At 67.7% G+C, this 21243-nt stretch carries 23 protein-coding genes; 11 read left to right on the top strand and 12 right to left on the bottom strand.

Annotated elements, in window-relative coordinates; all coding sequences use genetic code 11:
• Nucleotides 1-4: 4 nt before the first annotated feature.
• The 7 genes from efeO (VLK31_RS01810) (at nt 5) to VLK31_RS01780 (ending at nt 7362) form a co-directional block, all read left to right on the top strand.
• A complete protein-coding gene (efeO, locus tag VLK31_RS01810; RefSeq protein ID WP_409166655.1) occupies nt 5-1207 on the top strand; it encodes an iron uptake system protein EfeO in 1203 nt (400 codons plus the stop codon).
• A gap of 28 nt (nt 1208-1235) precedes the next feature.
• Nucleotides 1236-2564, top strand: coding sequence for an iron uptake transporter deferrochelatase/peroxidase subunit (gene efeB, locus VLK31_RS01805; protein ID WP_409166654.1), 1329 nt, complete (start codon nt 1236-1238; stop codon nt 2562-2564).
• 73 nt (nt 2565-2637) lie between these two features.
• Nucleotides 2638-3486, top strand: a complete 849-nt coding sequence (efeO, locus tag VLK31_RS01800; RefSeq protein ID WP_409166653.1) for an iron uptake system protein EfeO — start codon at nt 2638-2640, stop codon at nt 3484-3486.
• Nucleotides 3487-3614: 128 nt separating this feature from the next.
• Entirely contained in the window at nt 3615-3914 is a 300-nt protein-coding gene (locus VLK31_RS01795; RefSeq protein WP_409166652.1) for a ferrous iron transport protein A, read from the top strand.
• The gene (locus VLK31_RS01790; RefSeq protein ID WP_409166651.1) at nt 3907-5802 is read left to right on the top strand and encodes a ferrous iron transporter B; all 1896 of its coding nucleotides are present in this window, start codon (nt 3907-3909) and stop codon (nt 5800-5802) included. The genes VLK31_RS01795 and VLK31_RS01790 overlap by 8 nt, the downstream gene beginning before the upstream one ends.
• Nucleotides 5803-5830: 28 nt before the next feature.
• On the top strand, nt 5831-6172 hold the full coding sequence (locus VLK31_RS01785; protein ID WP_409166650.1) for a DUF6587 family protein: 342 nt from the start codon (nt 5831-5833) through the stop codon (nt 6170-6172).
• Nucleotides 6173-6177: 5 nt separating this feature from the next.
• Nucleotides 6178-7362 (top strand): FAD-dependent monooxygenase, encoded by a 1185-nt coding sequence (locus VLK31_RS01780; RefSeq protein ID WP_409166649.1) that lies wholly within the window; start codon nt 6178-6180, stop codon nt 7360-7362.
• 349 nt (nt 7363-7711) lie between these two features.
• Here the strand turns inward: VLK31_RS01780 and VLK31_RS01775 are convergent, their stop codons facing one another.
• From VLK31_RS01775 to VLK31_RS01740, 8 genes are all read right to left on the bottom strand, one after another.
• Nucleotides 7712-8962: an SMI1/KNR4 family protein gene (locus tag VLK31_RS01775; RefSeq protein WP_409166648.1), complete on the bottom strand. Its 1251-nt coding sequence runs from the start codon at nt 8960-8962 to the stop codon at nt 7712-7714.
• A gap of 104 nt (nt 8963-9066) precedes the next feature.
• Nucleotides 9067-9915 (bottom strand): tryptophan 2,3-dioxygenase, encoded by an 849-nt coding sequence (gene kynA, locus VLK31_RS01770; protein ID WP_409166647.1) that lies wholly within the window; start codon nt 9913-9915, stop codon nt 9067-9069.
• 16 nt (nt 9916-9931) lie between these two features.
• Nucleotides 9932-10417, bottom strand: a complete 486-nt coding sequence (locus VLK31_RS01765; protein WP_409166646.1) for a hypothetical protein — start codon at nt 10415-10417, stop codon at nt 9932-9934.
• Nucleotides 10418-10430: 13 nt separating this feature from the next.
• Nucleotides 10431-11717 (bottom strand): kynureninase, encoded by a 1287-nt coding sequence (gene kynU, locus VLK31_RS01760; RefSeq protein WP_409166645.1) that lies wholly within the window; start codon nt 11715-11717, stop codon nt 10431-10433.
• A gap of 13 nt (nt 11718-11730) precedes the next feature.
• Entirely contained in the window at nt 11731-12381 is a 651-nt protein-coding gene (kynB, locus tag VLK31_RS01755; protein ID WP_409166644.1) for an arylformamidase, read from the bottom strand.
• Nucleotides 12382-12468: 87 nt separating this feature from the next.
• The gene (locus VLK31_RS01750) at nt 12469-12783 is read right to left on the bottom strand and encodes a YkgJ family cysteine cluster protein (RefSeq protein WP_409166643.1); all 315 of its coding nucleotides are present in this window, start codon (nt 12781-12783) and stop codon (nt 12469-12471) included.
• 30 nt (nt 12784-12813) lie between these two features.
• Nucleotides 12814-13782 carry an ornithine carbamoyltransferase gene (gene argF / locus VLK31_RS01745; RefSeq protein ID WP_409166642.1) on the bottom strand — a complete coding sequence of 323 codons (969 nt, stop codon included), beginning with the start codon at nt 13780-13782 and terminating at the stop codon, nt 12814-12816.
• Nucleotides 13779-14987, bottom strand: coding sequence for an aspartate aminotransferase family protein (locus VLK31_RS01740; RefSeq protein WP_409166641.1), 1209 nt, complete (start codon nt 14985-14987; stop codon nt 13779-13781). Before VLK31_RS01740 ends, argF begins: the two co-directional genes overlap by 4 nt.
• Nucleotides 14988-15148: 161 nt before the next feature.
• On the opposite strand from VLK31_RS01740, the gene VLK31_RS01735 reads away from it, so the two are divergent.
• Nucleotides 15149-15568, top strand: coding sequence for a DUF3579 domain-containing protein (locus VLK31_RS01735; protein WP_409166640.1), 420 nt, complete (start codon nt 15149-15151; stop codon nt 15566-15568).
• A gap of 105 nt (nt 15569-15673) precedes the next feature.
• On the opposite strand, the gene rpsT is transcribed toward VLK31_RS01735, so the two are convergent.
• A complete protein-coding gene (gene rpsT / locus VLK31_RS01730; protein ID WP_409166639.1) occupies nt 15674-15991 on the bottom strand; it encodes a 30S ribosomal protein S20 in 318 nt (105 codons plus the stop codon).
• Between the two features lie 128 nt (nt 15992-16119).
• Here rpsT and murJ point away from each other — a divergent pair, with 128 nt between their 5' ends.
• From murJ to VLK31_RS01715, 3 genes are all read left to right on the top strand, one after another.
• Nucleotides 16120-17673, top strand: coding sequence for a murein biosynthesis integral membrane protein MurJ (gene murJ, locus VLK31_RS01725; RefSeq protein ID WP_409166638.1), 1554 nt, complete (start codon nt 16120-16122; stop codon nt 17671-17673).
• Nucleotides 17674-17738: 65 nt separating this feature from the next.
• A complete protein-coding gene (locus VLK31_RS01720) occupies nt 17739-18590 on the top strand; it encodes a SirB1 family protein (RefSeq protein WP_409166637.1) in 852 nt (283 codons plus the stop codon).
• The gene (locus tag VLK31_RS01715; protein ID WP_409166636.1) at nt 18590-19018 is read left to right on the top strand and encodes a bleomycin resistance protein; all 429 of its coding nucleotides are present in this window, start codon (nt 18590-18592) and stop codon (nt 19016-19018) included. The genes VLK31_RS01720 and VLK31_RS01715 overlap by 1 nt, the downstream gene beginning before the upstream one ends.
• A 33-nt stretch (nt 19019-19051) precedes the next feature.
• Here VLK31_RS01715 and VLK31_RS01710 read toward each other — a convergent pair whose 3' ends face one another.
• From VLK31_RS01710 to VLK31_RS01700, 3 genes are read right to left on the bottom strand one after another with little or no spacing between them, the layout of a single operon-like run.
• The gene (locus VLK31_RS01710; protein WP_409166635.1) at nt 19052-20044 is read right to left on the bottom strand and encodes a GlxA family transcriptional regulator; all 993 of its coding nucleotides are present in this window, start codon (nt 20042-20044) and stop codon (nt 19052-19054) included.
• Nucleotides 20002-20646: a DJ-1/PfpI family protein gene (locus tag VLK31_RS01705; RefSeq protein ID WP_409166634.1), complete on the bottom strand. Its 645-nt coding sequence runs from the start codon at nt 20644-20646 to the stop codon at nt 20002-20004. The genes VLK31_RS01710 and VLK31_RS01705 overlap by 43 nt, the downstream gene beginning before the upstream one ends.
• Nucleotides 20643-21203, bottom strand: a complete 561-nt coding sequence (locus VLK31_RS01700; protein ID WP_409166633.1) for an isochorismatase family protein — start codon at nt 21201-21203, stop codon at nt 20643-20645. Before VLK31_RS01700 ends, VLK31_RS01705 begins: the two co-directional genes overlap by 4 nt.
• Nucleotides 21204-21243: the final 40 nt, after the last annotated feature.

Raw genomic sequence — 21243 nt, 5'->3', positions numbered from 1 at the left:
TTTCATGTCTTCTTCTCCTCCTTCTTCTTCGCCTGAAACCAAAGCCCCTTCTTCGACCCTGATGCGCCTGGCGGTGGCCGCATCGGCATTGCTGGTGGTGGCCGGCCTCGCGGCCTTCTGGTACGCCTCCAAGGAGGCCAAGAAGGCACCGGCCAAAGCGGGCGACAACGCCGTCACCGTCACCATCCAGGGCAACGCCTGCGAGCCCAACGAGATCACCGTGCCCGCGGGGCGCACCACCTTCACCATCGTCAACAAGTCGAACCGCGCGCTCGAATGGGAAATTCTCGACGGTGTGATGGTGGTGGAAGAGCGCGAGAACATCGCGCCGGGCTTCTCGCAGACCATGACCGTGAAGCTGCAGCCGGGCGAGTTCGCCATCACCTGCGGCCTGTTGAGCAACCCGCGCGGCAAGCTGCGCGTGACGCCTTCGGCCGCGTCGGACGCCGAAGCGGCGCGCCCCTCGCTGGTCAACTACGTGGGCGCGCTGGCCGAGTACCAGGTGTTCCTGCGGCTGGAGGCCGGCACGCTCGACGACGCGGTGCACGCGCTGGCCGACGCCGTGAAGGGCGGCGACCTGCAGCAGGCACGCGCGCTGTATGCGCCCGCGCACCAGGCCTACAAGCGCATCGAGCCGATGGCCGAGCTGTTCGCCGACCTCGACACGCGCATCAACGCGCGCGCCGACTACTTCGAGAAGCGCGAGGCCGACGCCGGCTTCACCGGCTTCCACCGCATCGAGTACGCGCTGTACAGCCAGAACGACGTGAAGCCGCTGGCGCCCGTGGTCGCGCAATTGATTACCGACATCGGCGTGCTCAAGGAGCGCCTGCGCGGGCTGAACATGCCGCCAGAGCGGCTGGCGGGTTCGGCCTCGAAGCTGCTGCGCCGCGTGGCCGACAACCTGCCCGCGGGCGGTGAAGACCACTACGGCCATGCCGAGCTGGTGAACCTGCAGGGCACCTACGAAGGCACGAAGAAGATCGCGGAGTTGTTGCAGCCGCTGCTGGTGAAGGCCTCGCCTGCGCTGCAGAAGAGCGTGGACGAGCGCTTTGCCGCCTTCGACGCCGCACTGGCGCCTTACCGCGAAGGCGAGGGCTTCAAGCCCGCGCCGCTCGACGAGGCGCAACGCAAGGCACTGGCCGCGCCCGTGCGCGAACTGGCCGAGGAACTTGGCAAGGTGAATGCCGCGCTCGGCCTGGAATGAGTTGAGAGCAAGACCAGGAAGACGCCCCATGGAAAAGCCGAAGAACGACAACGCCTCCCCCGAAGGGCAACCCGCATCCCCGCATCGCCGCCGCATGCTCGGCGCCGCCGGCGTGGCTTTTGCGGGGCTCGCAGCCGCGGCCCATACGGCCCACGCAGCCACGGCGGCCACTACGGCCACCACGCCCGACAACGGCCCCCAGGTCACCGACGCCCCGCAAAGCACCCACACGCAAGACCGCGTGACGTTCCGCGGTAAGCACCAGGCGGGCATCGTCACGCCGCGCCCCACGGCCGGCATGATCGCGTCGTTCTTCGTGCTGGCCGAGAACCGCGCCGACCTGGAGCGGCTGTTTCGCACGCTCACCGAGCGCATCGCCTTTCTCACGCAAGGCGGCGCGCAGACCGACCCCGACCCCAAGCTGCCGCCCGCGGGCTCCGGCATCCTGGGGCCGGTGGTGCAGCCCGACGGGCTCACGGTGACGGTGTCGGCGGGCACGTCGCTGTTCGACGAGCGCTTCGGCCTTGCCAAGAAGAAGCCGGTGCGCCTGAACCAGATGCAGCGCCACCCCAACGACGCGCTGGACGCCGCGCTGTGCCACGGCGACCTGTCGATCCAGTTCTGCGCCAACACGCCCGACACCAACATCCACGCGCTGCGCGACATCATCAAGAACACGCCCGACCTGCTGGTGCTGCACTGGAAGCAGGAAGGCACCGTGCCGCCTGTTGCGGCAGTGCCGGGCAAGCCCGCGGAAAGCGCGCGCAACTTCCTCGGTTTCAGGGACGGCTCGGCCAACCCCGACTCGGCCGACGCAAAGCTCATGGACACCCTCGTGTGGGTGCAGCCCGGCGGCGACGAGCCGGCCTGGGCCGTGGGCGGCAGCTACCAGGCGGTGCGCATCATCCGCAACTTCGTGGAGCGCTGGGACCGCACGCCGCTGCAGGAGCAGGAGGCCATCATGGGCCGCCTGAAGCCCACCGGCGCGCCGATGGACGGCGGCACAACCGAGCACGACGTGCCCGACTACACCAAGGACCCCGAAGGCAAGGCCACGCCGATGGACGCGCACATCCGCCTGGCCAATCCACGCACCAAGGCCTCGGACAAGAACCTGATGCTGCGCCGCCCCTTCAACTATTCGAACGGCGTCACCAAGTCGGGCCAGCTCGAAATGGGGCTGCTGTTCATCTGCTACCAGGCCAACCTGGAGAACGGTTTCATCGCGGTGCAGAAGCGCCTGGACGGTGAGCCGCTCGAGGAATACATCAAGCCCATCGGCGGCGGCTTCTTCTTCACGCTGCCCGGCGTGCAGGACGAGCGCGACTGGCTCGGGCGCAGCCTGATGGCCGCATGACCGCGGCCTGATTGCCGCCTGATTGCCGCCAGGACGACCCGTTTTTTTCACCACCGCCAGAACCAGGAGTTCCATGACCGTGCAGTTTCGCCGCCACTTTCTCGCCACCTCTCTCACAACTTGCGTCGCAGGCTTCGCCGGGCTTTATTCCGTGGGCGCACAGGCCGCCGTGTCGCCGCTGGAGCTGGTCGGGCCGATCTCCGACTACAAGATCTACGTGGCCGAGAACGTGCGCAAGCTGGCCGCGGACACCCGCGCCTTCACCGCCGCGGTGAAGGCCGGCGACATCGAGAAGGCGAAGAAGCTGTATGCGCCCACGCGCACCAGCTACGAGCGCATCGAGCCGGTGGCCGAGCTGTTCAACGACCTGGACAAGTCGATCGACTCGCGCGCCGACGACCATGAAAAGGCCGAGAAAGACCCGGGCTTTGGCGGCTTCCACCGCATCGAGTACGGCCTGTGGACGCAAAAGAGCACCAAGGACCTGAACCCCGTGGCCGACAAGCTGCTGGCCGACGTGCTCGAGCTGCAGAAGCGTCTGGTCGCGTTGACCTTCCCGCCCGAGAAGGTGGTGGGCGGTGCCGCCGTGCTGATGGAAGAAGTGGCCGCCACCAAGATCTCCGGCGAAGAGAACCGCTACAGCCACACCGACCTGTGGGACTTTCAGTCGAACTTCGAGGGCGCGTTCAAGATCGTCGAGCTGCTGCGCCCGCTGGTGGTGAAGGAGAACAAGGCCTTCTCGGACAAGACCGACGCCAACTTCAAGGTGGTGTTCGACACGCTGGCCAAGTACAAGACGGCCGACGGCGGCTTCGAAACCTATTCGAAGCTCACCGAACGCGACCGCAAGCTGCTGGCCGGCCGGGTCAACACGCTGGCCGAAGACCTCTCCAAACTGCGCGGCATGCTGGGCCTGAACTGATCGAAAACCCCCGATTTGGCCCGTGCTGAACGCGGTTGAAGGGGTTTGGTCAGGCTTTCGCGAGTGAGAATTGCTAGCATCCAGGTTTTGCTTACTGGCGCACCCGATATTCAGGGCGCACTCTCACCGTGCAAACCAACGACTCTGGCGCAGCGCCGGCATCCGCCGCCCTGCGCCTCGACCAGCTTCCGAACAACCAATGGGCCACCGTGCTCGACGTGGCGCGCCCCGAGAGCGCGGACGACCGTGAGCTTGTGCTGCGCCTGACCGAGATCGGCTTTGTGCCGGGGGAGGCGGTGCGCATCGTGGCCAGCGGCCTGCCGGGCCGCGAGCCGCTGGCCGTGCGCCTGGGCCACACCACCTTTGCGCTGCGCCGCCACGAGGCCGCGCTGATCCACGTCACGCCGGGAGCCGCCAACCATGGTTGAAGCCGTCATCCAGGGGCCGGGCCGCCTGGCCGCCACAGCGCAGCCGGGCCGCATCGCCTTGCTGGGCAACCCCAACTGCGGGAAGACCGCGCTGTTCAACCTGCTGACCGGCAGCCGCCAGAAGGTGGCCAACTACGCCGGCGTGACCGTCGAGCGCAAGGAAGGCACGCTGCGCACCGCGTCGGGCCGCCGCGTGTTCGTGCTCGACCTGCCGGGCGCCTACAGCCTGAACGCGCTGAGCGCCGACGAGGCCGTGACCCGCGACATCGTCACCGGCCAGAGCAAGGAAGCCTTGCCCGACCTGCTGGTGTGCGTCACCGACGCCACCAACCTGCGGCTCAACCTGCGGCTGGTGCTGGAGGCCAAGCGGCTCGGCCTGCCGATGGTGATGGCGCTGAACATGACCGACATGGCCAAGAAGCAGGGCATCGTGGTCGACACCGCCGTGCTGTCGCGCGAGCTGGGCATGCCGGTGATCGAAACCGTGGGCGTGCACACCGGTGGCGCCAAGGGCCTGCTGGAGGCGCTCGATGCGCCCGTGGCCGCCGCCGCGCCGCTGCCCTGGCAGGCGCCCGAGCTCGACGACGTGCTGGCCACGCAGCGCGAGGTGCGCCGCATTCTCGGGCTGGCGGTGCAGGAGCCGGTGGGCAGCCTGGCCACCAGCGACCGCATCGACCGCGTGGTGCTGCACCCCGTGTGGGGCATGGTGGTGCTTGCCGTCACCATGTTCCTGATGTTCCAGGCCGTGTTCAGCTGGGCCAACCTGCCCATGGACGCCATCAAGGCCGGCACCGAGGCGCTGGGCGGCCTCATCAAGGCGCACATGGCCGAAGGCATGCTGCAGAGCCTGCTGGTGGACGGCGTGATCGCGGGCGTGGGCGGCGTGGTCGTCTTTCTGCCGCAGATCCTGATTCTTTTTCTGTTCATCCTGGCGCTGGAAGACTCCGGCTACCTGCCGCGCGCCGCGTTCCTGCTCGACCGCGTGATGGGCACCGTGGGGCTGTCGGGCCGCTCGTTCATTCCGCTGCTGTCCAGCTTTGCCTGCGCCATTCCGGGCGTGATGGCCACGCGCACCATCAGCAACTGGCGCGACCGCATCACCACCATCATGATTGCGCCGCTCATGACCTGTTCGGCGCGGCTGCCGGTGTATGCGCTGCTGATTGCGGCCTTCATTCCGGCGCGCACCGTGGGCGGCGTCTTCAACCTGCAGGGCGTGGTGCTGTTCGCGCTGTATGTGTTCGGCATCGTCTCGGCCATGGCCGTGGCCTGGGTGATGAAGCGCTTTCGCGACAACACCGCGCATTCGCCGCTGCTGATGGAGTTGCCCGCCTACCGCTGGCCCAGCCCGCGCAACCTGGCGCTGGGCCTTTACGAACGCGCATGGATCTTTCTGCAGCGCGTGGGCACCATCATCCTTACGCTGACCATCCTGCTGTGGTTTCTGTCGACCTTTCCGTCGCCGCCAGAGGGCGCAACGGGGCCGGCCATTCAGTACAGCCTGGCCGGCATGATCGGCCGCGGGCTGGAGCACATCTTTGCGCCCATTGGCTTCAACTGGCAGATCTCTATCGCGCTGGTGCCCGGCATGGCGGCTCGCGAGGTGGCGGTGGGTGCGCTGGGCACGGTGTATGCGCTGTCGGCCACGGGCGACGACGTTGCCGGCCAGCTGGAGCCGCTGATTGCCAGCAGCTGGTCGATGGCCACGGCGCTGTCGCTGCTGGTCTGGTATGTGTTTGCGCCGCAGTGCGTGTCCACGCTGGCCGCGGTGAAGCGCGAAACGGGCTCGTGGAAGTATGTGTGGATCATGGCGGGCTACCTGTTTGCCTTGGCTTATGCCGCCTGCTTCATCACCTACCGCGTTGCGGTGGCACTCGGCGCGGGTTAAAACCCGCAGTGAAAGGCTTGAAGAAGAAATGGCACAGCAACTGATCGTCGGATTGATCGTCGCGGCCGCCGCGTTCTACGCGGTCTGGCGCTGGATGCCCGCGGGCTGGCGGCGCGGCGCCGCGCAAAAGCTGGCGGCCGGCACGCACCGCGCGGGCTGGGTCGACGAAGAACGCGCCAAGGCGCTGGCCGCCTCGCTGGCCAAGAGCTCGGGCTGCGGCTCGTGCGACAGCTGCGGCAGCTGCGCGCCCAAGGGGCCCCAGGCCCCCAAGGCCCCGCATGCACCCCAGTCGACTTTCAAGCAAGCGGACGCCGAACAGGCCCCCAACCACACCACCGCCAGCACGCTGTCGTCCACGCACAGCCGCTGAGCCCGATGCCCGCGCACATCCTGGTCGCCGGCGGCGGCATCGGGGGGCTGGCCACGGCGCTGGCGCTTTCCCGTCAAGGTCACCGCGCCGACGTGTTCGAGCAGGCCGAGGCCTTCGGCGAAATCGGCGCCGGCGTGCAGCTGGGCCCCAACGCCACGCGGCGTCTTCAGCAACTCGACCTTGGCACGGAGCTCGCAGCCATTGCGGCGCGGCCCGACGCGCTGGTGGTCCGCAGCGCCGACAGCGGCGCCGAGCTGGCCCGCATGCCGCTGGCCGACGCCATGCAGCAGCGCTACGGCGCGCCTTACTTCTGCGTGCACCGCGCCGACCTGCACGGGCTGCTGCTGGCGGCAGTGCGGGCACGCGGCAACGGCACGCTGGTCACCGCCGCGCGCATCCACCAGGTCGAGACCAGCGACGACCTGGTCTGTCTGTCGAGCACCGACGCGCGCGCGTGGGAGGGCGAAGCCATCGTCGGGGCCGATGGTCTGTGGAGCCTGGTGCGCCGGCAACTCGACACCCCTTCCGCCACCGAGCCGCCGCGCGTGACAGGTCATACGGCGTGGCGCGCCATGGTGGCGCAGGCGAGCCTGCCTGCCGCGTTGCGCCGGCAGCAGGTCGATGTGTGGCTGGGTCCTCGTCTGCATGCGGTGGCGTACCCGGTGCGCCGTGGCGAGTGCCTCAACGTGGTGGTGATCGCCGAATCGGCCCCGGCCGGTGATGCACGCGACTGGGACCAGGGCAGCAGCATTGCGGCGTTGAAGCAGGCCATGGGCCGCAGTTGCGCCGGTCTGCAGGCCTTGCTGGACGCGATGCCCGACTGGCGTGCATGGTCGCTCGGCGACCGCGCGCCCATCACCTGCGCGGCCGACATGGCGCACGAGCGTGTTGCGCTGGTGGGCGATGCCGCGCACCCGATGGTTCCTTATCTGGCACAGGGTGCGGGCATGGCGATCGAGGATGCGGTGGCGCTGGCGGAAGCACTCGGTGGCGGTAACGCATCCGCAGTGCCCGCCGCCTTCGCGCGCTACGCCGAGGCCCGATGGGCACGCAATGCGCAGGTTCAGGCGAGGGCGCGGCGCAACGGCGAGATCTTCCACGCGACGGGGCCGGTGCGGTGGGGGCGCGATGTGGCGATGCGCCTGCTTGGTAGGCGGTTGCTTGACCAGCCTTGGCTTTACGGGGGGTGATTTTTTGGGGCTTGTTCAGCGCTCTCGTTCAGGGCGTGTGCACAGGCCGCCGGGTGCTCCCCTCCGCGAATGTCCCCCGCTTCGCTCCTCCTTTATTTCGCTGCGGGGAGCACCCGACGCCCTGTGCACCTGGGCACGCTCCGGGTGCTCGCTGATCAACCCCGACTCTGAGTAACGACCACGCTGTCGGTGTGCGGCTGATCGACCAGTGCTCTGAACTCGCTCACGCCGATGGGGTGCTCCCCGCAGCGAAATAAAGGAGGAGGGGCGAAGCCCCGGGGGACATTCGCGGAGGGGAGCACCCCGTCGGCGTGAGCGTCGCCCTGAACGTCCCCCTGAACGCCCATGCTCAAAGACGAAACCCCTGCAAATGCTCGATCCGCTCCGCAACCCCTTCCTGCCCAAGGTAGTGACCGAAAGAGCCGCCCTGCATCTTGGCAAGCGTGGACTCCAGTTCGAGCAGCATCGCATCGCGGTCCGCCACAAAAGCCGGCGGCACGTCGATGCCCGCCTTGGCGCAGGCCTCGGCGATCAGGTGAGCGCTGGCCGGCGCGCCGCATGCCGCGCATTTCACGATCGCCGCGACGTTGGGCTCCGCACCGTTGGCCAACAGCGCCTTGGTGAGTTCGGGTGAAATCTGTCCGTCGATGTTGCGCAGCGCATCGGGCGCCACCGGTGCACCCGCCCGCACCAACGCTGCAGCCGCTGCAAAGGCACCATGCCCCACCGCGACATCGGTGGCCAGCGCGCTGCCTTGCAAGGGGCCGTCGAACCCCACGCCCGCCGCAGCCAGCGCGGCGATCAGTTCGGCGTCGTCCGCGCCTATCGCATGACGCAAGGCCACGCGCGCCAATGACGCATGGTGGCGCAGCGTGCCTTCGGCCAACGGCGTGCGCCAGTCGACCACGGCGCGGCTGTAGAAGGTGACCAGCTTGTCCATCAGGTCGATGTCGAGCCCGTGCGCCTCATGCCGGTCGTCGAGGTACTCGAGCAGCGTCTGCCCCGAGAAGTAGTCGCTTGTGGGTGCCAGTGGGTCTTCGTCGAGGTGCAAGGCTGCAAAGGCGCCGTGCAGTTCGGTGGCGATGGTGTTCACGCTGTCTTCGTGCAGTGCGTGCGTCCAGGCCGGCGGCAGGCCTTTCTTCCACGCCACGACTTGCCCCTGCTCGGCACCGGGCTCGACCACCGCGTAGATACGGTCGGTGTACTCGAAGCCGCCGAAGGGCAGGAGCGTGAGCTTGCCGTTCCAGGGCGTGCCTTGCTCTTGCGCGGCTTCTTCGGCCAGTTCGAGTTCGTGCGCAATCCAGCCCTGCAGGTCGTGATAGCCATCGCTGCCGTTCCAGAACAACTCGCTCCAGCTGATGTCTTCGAGGTTGCCGTTCATCTCCAGCGACAGGTCGTAGTCGAGCCGCCCGCCCGCCGTGGTTTGCCACAGCGTCAGCAACGCGTCGGGGATCGGGCCCGCGCACACGGCCTGCACCGCGGCGATCTGCGTCTCGGGCATGGGCGGCTGCGCGTCGAAGATCACGCGGTCGGCGAACAGCACGACGCCGTGGTCGCGCAGCGTGGAGAGCTCGTCGGGTGTGAACCGGATGTCGTTCATGGCTGGGGTCTCCGTTGTTTGCAAAACTGTAGCGCTTTGCGTCAGCGGAGCAATTGGTGCCACCCCAGCTTCATGAGGGCGTTTGCGTGATTGCAGGGCAGGGACTAGAGGTCCGTGCGAATCTTCCAGATCTCCGGGAACAGCACCACGTCCAGCATCTTGCGCAGGTAGCTCACGCCGCCCGTGCCGCCGGTGCCGCGCTTGAAGCCGATGACGCGTTCGACGGTGGTCACGTGGCGAAAGCGCCAGAGGCGGAATGCGTCTTCCAGGTCGGTGAGCTTTTCGCCGAGCTGGTACAGGTCCCAGTGCGCATGCGGTTCGCGGTACACCGTGAGCCACGCGGCTTCGACGCCTTCGCTCGACTCGTACGGCTGTGTCCAGTCGCGCTCGAGCCGGTCGGCTGGCACGGGCACGCCGTGGCGCGCCAGCAGGCGCAGCGACTCGTCGTACAGCGACGGTGCGCGGTAGGCCTCGTCGACCTGGGCCAGCAGGTCGGGGCGGTGCGCGTGCGGCTTGAGCATGGCGGCGTTCTTGTTGCCCAGCGCAAACTCGATGCAGCGGTACTGGGCACTCTGAAAGCCGCTGGAGTTGGCAAGGTACGGGCGCATGGCGGTGTACTCGGGCGGCGTCATGGTCGAGAGCACGGTCCATGCGCTCACGAGCTGCTCCATGATGCGGCTCACGCGCGCGAGCATCTTGAAGGCGTCGGCCAGTTTTTCGTCGGCGATGCATTGCATGGCGGCACGCAGCTCGTGCAGCATGAGCTTCATCCAGAGCTCGCTGGTCTGGTGCTGCACGATGAACAGCATCTCGTCGTGCGCGGGCGAGAGCGGGTGCTGCGCGGTGAGGATGTTGTCCAGGTGCAGGTAGTCGCCGTAGCTCATGGACTTGCTGAAGTCCAGTTGCGCCTTTTCTTCGTGGACGATGTGCTCGGGTGTGTTGTCGGTGCTCATGGTGTTTGCGTGCCGGTCATCGCCAGACAACGGCGGTATAGGAAGGAAGGCCCATGCCGGACCCTTTCCTGGGATAGACGAAGCGCACGGCTTCGTCCTTGCGCTTGAACTGCTGGTAGGTTTCGCCGCCCGGAATGCGGCCCTTTTCGCCGGCCACAAAGCCCGCGTCTCGCGCCTCTTTCACCAGCCGCTCGAAGGCGGCCTTGTCGGTCAGCGAGAGCTGCACGCTGTTCTCGCTGCCGCGGTTTTCCACGTAGGTGGACTTCATGAGGTGCGTGGTCTGGCCGTCGACGAACTTCTCGTACTCGATCATGCTGACCTGGTCGGTCTCGGTCTTGTCGGCATACGAAAACCCCTGGCGCTTGATCTCCTGGCGGAAGGCATCGGGCGTGAGGGCGACGAAGGCCTTCAGCTGCGGCAGCGTGAAGTTCGGTTGCTGCGCGAGCGCAGGCGCCGACAGCATCGTCAGTGCGGCGGACAGCGCGAACAGTGTGCTTTTCATCTTGCGCTGTTGCTCAGGTCACAGCGTTCTTGCGATTGAACTCTTCGCGCTTCCATTCGGCCGTCTCCAGCACCTGCACCAGATGCTCCACCGAATTCCACACGTCCTCGAAGCTGATGTACAGCGGCGTGAAGCCGAAGCGCAGGATGTCGGGCATCTGCGAATCGCCGGCGCGGTAGTCGCCGATGACGCCGCGCGCAATCAACGCCTGCACGATGGCGTAGGCGCCGTCTTCTCGGCTAAGGCACACCTGCGAGCCGCGCTGGGCGTGGTCGCGCGGCGTCACCAGCGACAGGCCCTGGCCGGCGCAGCGCTCTTCCACCAGCTGGATGAACATGTCGGTGAGCGCGAGCGATTTGGTGCGCAACGCGGCCATCGCGCCTTGGTCGCCGTTGAAGGGCTCGGCCGCAAGCACGGTGTCGAGGCCGCATTCCAGCCCGGCCAGCGCAATGATGGGCTGCGTGCCGCACAGGTAGCGGCCCACGCCCGGCGCGGGGCGGTAGTGCGGCGTGAACTCGAAGGGCGCCGCGTGGCCCCACCAGCCCGACAGCGGCTGCTCGAACTGGCCCGCGTGTTTGGTGTGCACCCACGCGAAAGCCGGTGCGCCGGGGCCGCCGTTCAGGTACTTGTAGCCGCAGCCGATGGCGTAGTCGGCGTTGCTGTCGTTGAGTGCCACGGGCACGGCGCCCGCGCTGTGCGCCAAGTCCCACACGGTGAGCGTGCCCACGGCGTGCGCGGCGGCGGTGACGGCCTTCATGTCGTGCATGGCGCCGGTGCGGTAGTTGACGTGCGTGAGCATCAGCACGGCCACCTCGTTGGTCAGCACCGAATCGGGGCCTTGCAGTTCGCTCGCGTCGATCAGCTTGAGCGTGAAGCCACGCTCGCGGCACAGAGACTCGGCGATGTAGAGGTCGGTCGGAAAGTTGCTGCGTTCGCTCACCACCAGCTTGCGCCCGGTCGCCTTCTGCTGCGACAGCGCCGCGAACAGCACCTTGTAGAGGTTGACCGAGGTGCTGTCGGTGCACACCACTTCACCGGGCGCGGCACCGATCACGCGGGCCACCTTGTCGCCCAGGCGCTGCGGCAGGTCGAACCAGCTCGCGGTGTTCCACGAGCGGATGAGGCCTTGGCCCCATTCCTTGGTGACGACTTCGGCGATGCGCGCGGGCGCCGCCGTGGGCATCACGCCGAGCGAGTTGCCGTCGAGGTAGAGCACGTCGGCGGGGATGGTGAATTGCGCGCGCAGGGCACGCAGCGGGTCTTGCGCGTCGAGCGCGCGGCAGTCTGCAAGGGTCGTCATGGCGGGGGTGGTTTCAGCGGGGGAGTTCGCGCAACACGGCGCGCACGGGGGATGCGTCTGCGCTGACCAGCTTCAGCGGCAGCGCAATGAGTTCGTAGTCGCCTTCGGGCACGTCGTCGAGCACAAGGTTCTCGAGCACGCGCAGGTCGAGGCGGCGGATGCGTTGGTGGCTTTCCAGTGTCTTGCTGTCGGCCGGGTCGATGCTGGCGGTGTCGATGCCGATGAGCTTCACGCCCATCGCCGCAAGGCGCTCGACGGTGGCGGGGGCGTAAGCCGCAAGCTGCGGGTCCCATTGGCCGACCGGCATGGTGGTGTAGGTGCGCACCAGTACGCGCGGCGGCAGGCGGCTGTCGACGGCGTGGGCAATGTGTTCCCACTCGATCAGCGGGCCCTTGTCGATCGCATGGATCACGCGGCAGGGGCCCAGAAAGGGCGTGAGGTCGACGTTGCCGATGGTCTGGCCGTCGGGGTCGTAGTGCAGCGGTGCGTCGGCATGCGCGCCGACGTGGGGCGAGAGCGTGATCTCGCTGACGTTCACCGGGCAGCCGGGCGAAATGGTGGCGGCCCAGCGCTGCTGGTAGGGCGTGTCGCCGGGAAAGACCGGGGTGCCTTCATGCACGGGCGGCGAAATGTCCCAGATGCGTTGCGAGTGTGAAGAAGCCATGGCGCTAAGTTAGCGCCGGCCGAGGGGTCGTGGTGTCGGTTATTTCCAACACAGCAGGTGACGAGTTGAACCCGTCAGGTGAACCCGTCAGTGCAGGGAAGACAGTGCGGGCAACCCGTGGCGGGCGCGCGCGCGTTCGCAGGCGTCGCTGCCGGCCTGCAGCTCGTGGCAGGGGTTGGGCCGCCATTCGTAGATGCCGCAGCCCACGGCCTGGCCGATCTTGCCGGTGAGGGCGGCGCAGCGCATGGGCGTGTGGTCGGTGCCGCGCATGCGGCAGATGGCGTCGTTCACCTCGACCGCCAGGCCGGACGGCACCTGCCCGCCGTTGTCGTCGAGCTCATGCACGCTGAAGTCGACGCGGTAGCTGGCGCAGCAGGCGCCGCATTGCTGGCAATCATTCATGCGGTGTTGCCTGGCTGCTGCGTCAGCGGGTCAGAGCTTGCCCAGCAGCAAGAACTCCATCAGCGCCTTTTGCGCATGCAGCCGGTTCTCGGCCTCGTCCCACACCACCGACTGCGGCCCGTCGATGACCTCGGCCTGCACTTCTTCGCCGCGGTGCGCGGGCAGGCAGTGCATGAAGAGGGCGTCGGGCTGGGCCGCGCGCATCATGTCTTCGTCGACGCACCAGTCGGCAAAGGCCTTGCGGCGTGCCTCGTTCTCGGCCTCGTAGCCCATGCTGGTCCACACGTCGGTGGTGACCAGGTCGGCGCCGCGGCAGGCTTCCATCGGGTCCTTGAAGACCTTGTAGCTGTCGCCCGAGCGAATGCCGGCAATCGACTGGTCGACCTCGTAGCCGCTGGGCGTGCTCACATGCACCGTGAAGCCCAGGATCTCGGCGGCCTGCAGCCAGGTGTTGGCCATGTTGTTGCCGTCGCCGACCCACGCCACGGTCTTGCCCTGGATGGAGCCGCGGTGCTCGATGTACGTGAAGATGTCCGCCAGGATCTGGCACGGGTGGAACTCGTTGGTCAGCCCGTTGATGACCGGCACGCGCGAGTGCGCGGCAAAGGTGTCGATCTTGGTCTGCTCGTAGGTGCGGATCATCACGATGTCGACCATGCGGCTGATGACCTTGGCGCTGTCCTCGATGGGCTCGGCGCGCCCGAGCTGGCTGTCGCCGGTGGTCAGATGCACCACGCTGCCGCCCAGCTGGTACATGCCGGCCTCGAAGCTCACGCGGGTGCGGGTGCTGGCCTTCTCGAAGATCATGGCCAGCGTGCGGTCGGTCAGCGGCTGGTGCTTTTCGTAGGTCTTGAACTTCTTCTTGATGACCGCCATGCGGTCGAAGAGGTAGGTGTACTCGTCGGCCGTGAGGTCGGAGAACTGCAGGTAGTGGCGGATGGCGGCGGCCGTGGCCGTGGCCGTGGCCGTGGTCGTGGTCGTGTGGCTGGCGGTCGTCATTGGGCGGCAGGCTCCGACAGAAAGTTTTTGACGATGGGCGCAAGGATGGCCACGATTTCGTCGGCCTCTGCAATGCTCAGGATGAGCGGCGGCACCAGGCGGATCACCTTGTCGGCCGTCACGCTCAGCAGCAGGCCGGCGTCGCAGGCGCGGTTCAGGATCACGCCGCACGGGCGGTCGAGCTCGATGCCCAGCATCAGGCCCTGGCCGCGAATTTCCTTCACGCCGGCCAGGCCGCCGATTTCGCGCTCCAGCGCGGCCTTCAGGTGGGCGCCGACGGTGGCGGCGTTCTCCAGCAGGTTGTGCTCTTCCATGATGCGGATGGTTTCCACACCGGCGCGCATGGCCAGCGGGTTGCCGCCGAAGGTGGTGCCGTGGTTGCCCGGGCCGAAGATGTTGGCGGCCTTGGGGCCGGCCACCACCGCGCCAATCGGCACGCCCGAGCCCAGGCCCTTGGCCAGCGGCATCACGTCGGGCAGGATGCCCGCCCACTGGTGCGCGAACCACTTGCCGGTGCGGCCCATGCCGCACTGCACTTCGTCGACCATCATGAGCCAGTCGCGCTCGTCGCACAGTGCGCGCACCTGCTTCAGGTAGTCGATGCGCATCGGGTGGATGCCGCCTTCGCCCTGAATGGTCTCGAAGAACACGGCGACCACGTTGGGGTTGCCCTCGGTGGCCTTCTTCAGTGCATCGATGTCGTTCAGCGGCACGCGAATGAAACCCTCGACCAGCGGGCCGAAGCCGGCCTGCACCTTGGGGTTGCCGGTGGCCGACAGGGTGGCGATGCTGCGGCCGTGGAAGGCGGCTTCGTAAACCACGATTTCGGGGCGCTCGATGCCCTTGTCATGGCCGAACTTGCGCGCCAGCTTCAGGGCGGCCTCGTTGGCTTCCAGGCCGGTGGAGCAGAAGAAGGCGTTGGTGAGGCCGGAAATTTCGGTCAGCTTGGCGGCAAGCTGTTCCTGGCCGGGCACGTGGTAGTAGTTGGAGCTGTGGATCAGCTTGGTCAGCTGGTCCTGCAGGGCGGGCACCAGCTCGGGGTGGTTGTGGCCCAGCGTGTTCACGGCGATGCCGCCAAGGCCGTCGATGTAGGCCTTGCCCGTGGTGTCCCACACTCGGCAGCCCTGGCCGTGCGACAGCGCGATCGGCAGGCGACCGTAGGTGTTCATGACGTGGGGCGAGGTGGGCTGGGCAGTGGCGCTCATTCGGTATCTCCAGAAAGGGAACACGAATTCTAGGCGGGCCTTTTGACGGCTTCGTTGAGGATTGCGCATCACAGCAATGCCCCATGTTCAGGATGCAAAAAGTGGCGCGGATAGAATCGCTTGCTGCACCGCAGCAGCTGTTCTGGTCGCCTCAATCAACGATGATTTCCCCCACTGCCAAAGAAATCTTCATCCAGGGCATCACCCGCGATGGACGTACGTTTCGCCCAAGCGACTGGGCCGAGCGCCTGGCCGGCGTGATGAGCTCTTTTCGCCCGGGTGGCGCCTTTCCGGGCAGCTACCTGAGCTATTCCCCCTGGTGCGTGCCCACGTCCATCAACGGCGTGAAGTGCGTGATCGTGAACCGCGACCTGCGCGACGCCGAGCCCATGGCCTGGGACTTTTGCGTGAACTTCGCCAAGGACAACGACCTGCAGGTCTCCGAGGTGTCGCCCGCGCCACCCGCGCCCGCCATGCCCAAGGCCGCGCAGACGCCGGTGGCAGCCACGGTGCGATCGGACCCGGTGGCGCCTGTCATTGCGGTCGCCCCCGTCATTCCTGTCGAGCCTCCCAAAACCTAGCGCCCATGAAAAAACCGCCCGAAGGCGGTTTTTTACACTTTGCTGCAGCGCACCCCGATCAAACGGCGGACCGGAGAATTCCGGTCCGGGCTTGCCTGACATGTGTCAGGCGGCTGCGGCCTTTTCAGGCGCGAGGGCGAGGGCCTTGACCTTGGCCGACAGGCGGCTCTTGTCGCGGGCTGCCTTGTTCTTGTGGAAGATGCCCTTGTCGGCGACGGTGTCGACGATGCTCTGGGCCTTCGCGAACAGTTCGCTTGCCTTGGTCTTGTCGCCAGCCAGAACAGCCTTTTCGACGTTCTTGACAGCGGTACGGTACTTGGAGCGCAGCGAGGTGTTCGCGGCGTTGAGTTTGGTGTCCTGGCGGACGCGCTTACGGCCGGAGGCGAGGCGCGGGTTCTTTTTCTTGGGCTTGGCGGATGCCATGATTTATTCCTTAGGTGTCTGAGGATGATGCAGCAAAGCCTTCCATTATAGGCTGGGTTCGCGCGTTTGCCCAATCCGACCCCGAACGGCCCGGCTCCGTCGCTTGTCGGGCCCTACACTCGGCCCCCGTGTCACTGCTCAAATCCGCCTCCACCGTCTCCCTGCTGACCCTCGCCTCGCGGATCACGGGCCTTGTGCGCGACGTGCTGTTTGCCTCGGTGTTCGGCGTGAGCGCGCTGACCGACGCGTTCAACGTCGCCTTTCGCATACCCAATCTGTTTCGCCGGGTCTTCGGCGAAGGCGCCTTCAGCCAGGCCTTCGTGCCGGTGCTGGCGGCGCAAAAGACCGAAGCCGGGCAGGAGGGCGCCCAGCAACTGATCGACCATGTCGCCACGCTGCTCACATGGACGCTGGTGATCGTGTGCGTGGTCGGCGTGCTTGGCGCGCCGCTGCTGGTCTGGGCCATGGCCAGCGGCCTGCCGGGTTTCGATGCGGCCGTGGTCATGACGCGCTGGATGTTCCCTTACATCGGCTTCATGTCGCTGGTGGCGCTGGCGGGCGGCATTCTGAACACCTGGCGCAAGTTCGCGGTGCCGGCGGCCTCGCCGGTGCTGCTGAACATTGCGCTGATTCTGTCGATTTCGGTCGGCGCGCCGCTGTTTCGCCGCTGGGGCATCGAGCCGATCTATGCCCAGTGCGTGGGCGTGCTGGTGGGCGGCGTGCTGCAGTTGGCGCTGCAGATTCCGGCGCTGCGCAAGCTCGGGCTGATGCCGCGCATTGGCGCTAGCTTCAAGGCGCTGCGCGCCGCGTGGAGCGACCCGACCACCCGCAAGGTGCTCAAGCTGATGCTGCCCGCCCTGCTGGGCGTGAGCGTGGCGCAGATTTCTTTGCTCATCAATACGCAGATCGCCTCGCACCTGGCCGTGGGCAGCGTGACCTGGGTCACCAATGCCGACCGGCTGATGGAGTTCCCCACCGCCATGCTGGGCGTGGCGCTGGGCGTGGTGCTGATGCCGCAACTGGCCGGCGCCCGTGCCGCCAAGGACGACGCCCGTTATTCGTCGCTGCTCGACTGGGGCCTGCGCCTGGTGGTGCTGCTGTCAGCGCCCTGTGCCGTGGCGCTGCTGTTGTTCGCCAAGCCGCTGGTGGCGGTGCTGTTCCACAACGGCGCCTACACCGGTGAGGACGTCGGCCACACCACGCTGGCGCTCATGGGCTACGGCGTCGGTTTGGTCGGCATCGTGGCGGTGAAGGTGCTGGCGCCCGGCTACTACGCCAAGCACGACACCCGCACGCCCATGCTCATTGCGGTGGGCGTGCTGGTGCTCACGCAGGTGCTCAATGTCTTCCTGGTGCCGGTGTTTCAGCATGCGGCGCTCACGCTGACCATTGCCATCGGCGCGCTGGTCAATTCCATCTGGCTGCTGATCGGGCTGGTGCGCCGCGGCAGCTACAAGCCTGAACCCGGCTGGGGCAAGTTCGCGCTGCAGGTGCTGGCGGGCACGCTGGTGCTGGCGGTGCTGCTGGCCTGGGGCTCGCAGCATTTCGACTGGGTCGGCCTGCGCGAGCAGCGCCTGCTGCGCATCGGCCTGCTGGCCGCGCTGATCGCCGGCGCGGCGCTGCTGTATTTCGCCGTGCTCACCGCGGTGGGCGTGCGCCTGCGCAGCTTCGTGCGCCGTTGACTCCGGCACCGTTCCGGCGCCGCGTCCTTGCTTGACGCTGTGAGCGGGCTCCTCTACAAAGACACATGACGTTCAGCTTTCAGCTTCCCACCGCACTGGAGTACTTCGAGTCCCTGGTGCGCAGCGACGATCACTTTCCGCTGCTCGAAGCCGCCGCCAGCCTCGCGCAGGACGAGTACCCCGAACTCGACGTGCAGCAGGTGCTCGGCGATGTCGACCAGCTGCTGGCGCGCCTCAAGCGCCGCCTGCCTTCAGACGCCGCGCCGCTGGCCCGCCTGCGCGCCCTGAACCAGTTCTTCTTCAGCGACCTGAACTTCGGCGGCAACGTCAACGACTACTACGACCCCGACAACAGCTACCTGAACGCCGTGCTGCGCACCCGCCGCGGCATCCCCATCTCGCTGGCCGTGCTGTGGATGGAGTTGGCGCAGGGCCTGGGCCTGCAGGCGCGCGGCGTCGGGTTTCCGGGGCACTTCATGCTGAAGGTGACGCTGCCCAAGGGGCAGGTGGTGATCGATCCGTTCACCGGCAAGTCGCTCTCGCGCGAAGAACTGGGCGAGCGGCTGGAGCCCTACAAGCGCAGCAACGGCCTGGTCGGCGACTTCGACGTGCCGCTGGGCCTGTACCTGCAGCCGTCCAGCCCGCGCGAAATCATCGGGCGCATGCTGCGCAACCTGAAGGAAGTGCACCAGGCGCAGGAAGACTGGCAGCGCGTCATTGCCGTGCAAGACCGCCTGGTGGTGTTGCTGCCCAGCGCCTGGGGCGAGTACCGCGACCGCGGCATCGCGCATGCCGAACAGGGCAACACCGCGCATGCCGTGCAAGACCTGGAAACCTACCTGGGCAAGGCCGAGGACGCGCTGGACATCGATCTGATCGCCGAGCGCGTCGCCACCCTGCGCCGACTGGCCAGCTGATGAGCGCCAAGGCCGGTGTGAGCCCGGCGCCCGACCTGGGCACCCTGCACGAGTTCCATGGCGTGGAGCCGGTGCTGCCGGTGTCCGACGTGTCCCGTGCCGCGCGCTGGTTTTGCGATGTGCTGGGCTTCGAGCTCGACTTCATCGCCGGGGAGCCGCCCAGCTACGCCCGCGTGAAGAAGGGCGACCGCACCCGGAGCGAGCCCGTCTGTTTGCGTCTGTGGCAATGCCACACGCGCGACGCCAGGCCCTGGCGCGGCGAAATCGTGATTCATGTGGGCAAGGACATCGACGGCCTGCACGCGGCCTATGTGAAGCGCGGCGTGACGGTCATCGAGCCGCCGGTGTCGCAGCCCTGGGGCCTGCGCGAATTCGCGATCCGCGAGCCCGATGGCCATGTGCTGCGTTTTTGCAGCCATCTGCCCTGAGGAGCTGAACACCAGCGGCTGCGCGTGCCGCGCTCAGTTCGCCTCTGACGGCGAGCCGGGCAGGCCGAACTGGTGCCACGCGCGGCGCAGTTGCGTGTCCGAGCCAAAGCCCGACTGTTCCGCCGCCCGCGTCACGCTGGCGCCCGAGGCCAGTGCCAGTTGCGCCGTGGCCAGCCGCAGCCGGCGCAGGTAGGCCAGCGGCGCCACGCCGGCATGCTCCACGAACAGCCGCGTGAGGTGCCGCGCCGACGTGTGCGCCACCTCGGCCATGCGCGGCACGCTCCACTCGGCCTGCGGCTGCTCGCTGACCGCGTCCTGCACCCGGTGCAGCGCGGCGTGCAGATGGTTGCGGTAGGCCAGAAAGGGTGACAGCTCCGGGTCTTGCGGGCCGCGGCGCAGTGCCACCACCATGGTCTGCGCGACCTGCGCGGCCAGTGCTTCGCCGCAGAGTTCGCCGATGCGGTGCAGCACCAGGTCGATGCCGGTGGTCACGCCGGCGCTGCTGTACAGCGGCGGATCGATCACGAACACCCGGTTGCTCACCACGTCGCAGCGGGGTTCCACCGCGCGCAGCTCGCCCAGGTGATGGTGGTGAGTGGTGGCGCGCCGCCCCGCGAGCGCGCCGGCATGCGCGGCCAGCACCGCGCCCGCGCAGATGGTCACCAGCTCCAGCCGGCCGCGCTCGAAGCGCTGGCCGCGCAGCCAGTGCAGCAGGTCTTGCGTCTCTGGGTTGTCGATGGCAATCGTGTCGCCGGGCATGCCGACCAGCACCACCCAGCCGGCGCCGTCCCACCGATTGGGCAATGGCGACAGCCCGGCCAGCGCCACGCCGACCGAGCCGACGGCGGTGGGCCGCGGGCTGGCGAACTCGATCGCGAAGCGCTCCGGCTGCCCCATGGCGCGCAGCCGCTGGTTGCAGATGCGCAGCGCCTCGGCCGGCCCTGCCCAGTCGAGCACCAGGCTGCCGGGCAGCAGCACGAAGACTACGCGGATGTGGTGGGGTTGGGGTTGGGGTTGTGGGTCCATGCGTAGTCCATCTGGCGCGCGGTGCGCTCGGCCAGCTCAGCGCCGGCCAGCCGCGCCACGAGGTGCAGGCTCATGTCGATGCCGGCGCTGATGCCCGCCGAGCTGACGATGCGGCCGTTGTCGACCCAGCGCACGCCCTCGCGCACGTCGAGTGCGGGGAACCGGGCGCGCAGGTCGGCAATGTCTTCCCAGTGGGTGGTGACGGCGTCGGTCGTTACCACGCCGCTGGCCGCCAGAAGGAAGGCGCCGGTGCAGACCGAGGCGGTCACCTGCGCGCCGGCGGCCTGGTGGGCAATCCAGCGCAGGGTGTCCGGGCTGGCCAGTGGCGCATCGACCACGCCACCCGGAACGATGAGCACGTCGGCCTGCGGGCTGGCCGCCAGCGTGTGCTGGGCCAGCAACTGAAGGCCGGCGCGCGCCTGCACGGGCTGGCCCGGGGCCCCCTCGGCCACCGAGGCCACGTCGAACGGCGCCGCCGAGCCCGGCCGCAGGCGCTGGGCGACACGGCTGGCGGTGGTGAACACCTCGAAGGGGCCGGCAAAGTCGAGCGCCTCGACGCCGTCGAAGGCCAGGATCAGCACGCGCAATGTCGCGCCGCTCATGCGCCCGCCCGTTCCAGCGCCTGCGCCACGGTGCACACGGTGGCGAACCGGCCCTGCAGCACGGTGGCGGTGCGCACCTTGATGTCGGCGGCCGACAGCGGCTTGCCGTCCGGCTGCAGCATGTCGAAGGTGAGCGTGGCGTCGAGCACGTAGTCGACCTCCCAGCCCAGGTCGGAGGCGTGGCGCGTGGTGGTCTCGCAGCACTGCTCGGTGCGGATGCCGCTCACAATCAGCCGCCCGATGCCGTTCTGCGTGAGCCAGACGTCCAGCCCGCTGTTGACCAGCGCGCTGTGGCGGTGCTTGGTGAAGGTGGCGGTGGCGTCGAAGGCCGCCAGGCCACCAATGGGGCGCACATGGCCCGATTCGACCGCGAAGGGGTTGCCGGCGTCGACCGGTGCGTCGGTGTGAAAGACCCGCACGATCGGCACGCCAGCGGTGGCGCAGCCCGCGATCAGCGCGTTCTGCTCGGCCAAGTAGACAGCGCCCAGCGCTTCGTTCCAATACGGACGCTGGCGAAACGACTCCTGGGCATCGATCACAATCAGACAGGTTTTCATGGCGGGGCTCGCGGAAGATAAGTGGATGATGCCCTCTATT

This window comes from Variovorax sp. H27-G14, from assembly GCF_046156345.1.
In the GTDB taxonomy this organism is placed as follows: Bacteria; Pseudomonadota; Gammaproteobacteria; order Burkholderiales; family Burkholderiaceae_C; genus Variovorax.
The sequence above is the reverse complement of the archived record's forward strand: the minus strand, read 5'-3'. Positions and strand labels throughout refer to the sequence as shown.

Bases quoted from the DNA above. Each gene is read 5' to 3' on its own strand.
- efeO (WP_409166655.1), top strand. From the start codon at position 5: ATGTCTTCTTCTCCTCCTTCTTCTTCGCCTGAAACCAAAGCCCCTTCT.
- efeB (WP_409166654.1), top strand. From the start codon at position 1,236: ATGGAAAAGCCGAAGAACGACAACGCCTCCCCCGAAGGGCAACCCGCA.
- efeO (WP_409166653.1), top strand. From the start codon at position 2,638: ATGACCGTGCAGTTTCGCCGCCACTTTCTCGCCACCTCTCTCACAACT.
- VLK31_RS01790 (WP_409166651.1), top strand. From the start codon at position 3,907: ATGGTTGAAGCCGTCATCCAGGGGCCGGGCCGCCTGGCCGCCACAGCG.
- VLK31_RS01785 (WP_409166650.1), top strand. From the start codon at position 5,831: ATGGCACAGCAACTGATCGTCGGATTGATCGTCGCGGCCGCCGCGTTC.
- VLK31_RS01780 (WP_409166649.1), top strand. From the start codon at position 6,178: ATGCCCGCGCACATCCTGGTCGCCGGCGGCGGCATCGGGGGGCTGGCC.
- VLK31_RS01775 (WP_409166648.1), bottom strand. From the start codon at position 8,962: ATGAACGACATCCGGTTCACACCCGACGAGCTCTCCACGCTGCGCGAC.
- kynA (WP_409166647.1), bottom strand. From the start codon at position 9,915: ATGAGCACCGACAACACACCCGAGCACATCGTCCACGAAGAAAAGGCG.
- VLK31_RS01765 (WP_409166646.1), bottom strand. From the start codon at position 10,417: ATGAAAAGCACACTGTTCGCGCTGTCCGCCGCACTGACGATGCTGTCG.
- kynU (WP_409166645.1), bottom strand. From the start codon at position 11,717: ATGACGACCCTTGCAGACTGCCGCGCGCTCGACGCGCAAGACCCGCTG.
- kynB (WP_409166644.1), bottom strand. From the start codon at position 12,381: ATGGCTTCTTCACACTCGCAACGCATCTGGGACATTTCGCCGCCCGTG.
- VLK31_RS01750 (WP_409166643.1), bottom strand. From the start codon at position 12,783: ATGAATGATTGCCAGCAATGCGGCGCCTGCTGCGCCAGCTACCGCGTC.
- argF (WP_409166642.1), bottom strand. From the start codon at position 13,782: ATGACGACCGCCAGCCACACGACCACGACCACGGCCACGGCCACGGCC.
- VLK31_RS01740 (WP_409166641.1), bottom strand. From the start codon at position 14,987: ATGAGCGCCACTGCCCAGCCCACCTCGCCCCACGTCATGAACACCTAC.
- VLK31_RS01735 (WP_409166640.1), top strand. From the start codon at position 15,149: ATGATTTCCCCCACTGCCAAAGAAATCTTCATCCAGGGCATCACCCGC.
- rpsT (WP_409166639.1), bottom strand. From the start codon at position 15,991: ATGGCATCCGCCAAGCCCAAGAAAAAGAACCCGCGCCTCGCCTCCGGC.
- VLK31_RS01720 (WP_409166637.1), top strand. From the start codon at position 17,739: ATGACGTTCAGCTTTCAGCTTCCCACCGCACTGGAGTACTTCGAGTCC.
- VLK31_RS01715 (WP_409166636.1), top strand. From the start codon at position 18,590: ATGAGCGCCAAGGCCGGTGTGAGCCCGGCGCCCGACCTGGGCACCCTG.
- VLK31_RS01710 (WP_409166635.1), bottom strand. From the start codon at position 20,044: ATGGACCCACAACCCCAACCCCAACCCCACCACATCCGCGTAGTCTTC.
- VLK31_RS01705 (WP_409166634.1), bottom strand. From the start codon at position 20,646: ATGAGCGGCGCGACATTGCGCGTGCTGATCCTGGCCTTCGACGGCGTC.
- VLK31_RS01700 (WP_409166633.1), bottom strand. From the start codon at position 21,203: ATGAAAACCTGTCTGATTGTGATCGATGCCCAGGAGTCGTTTCGCCAG.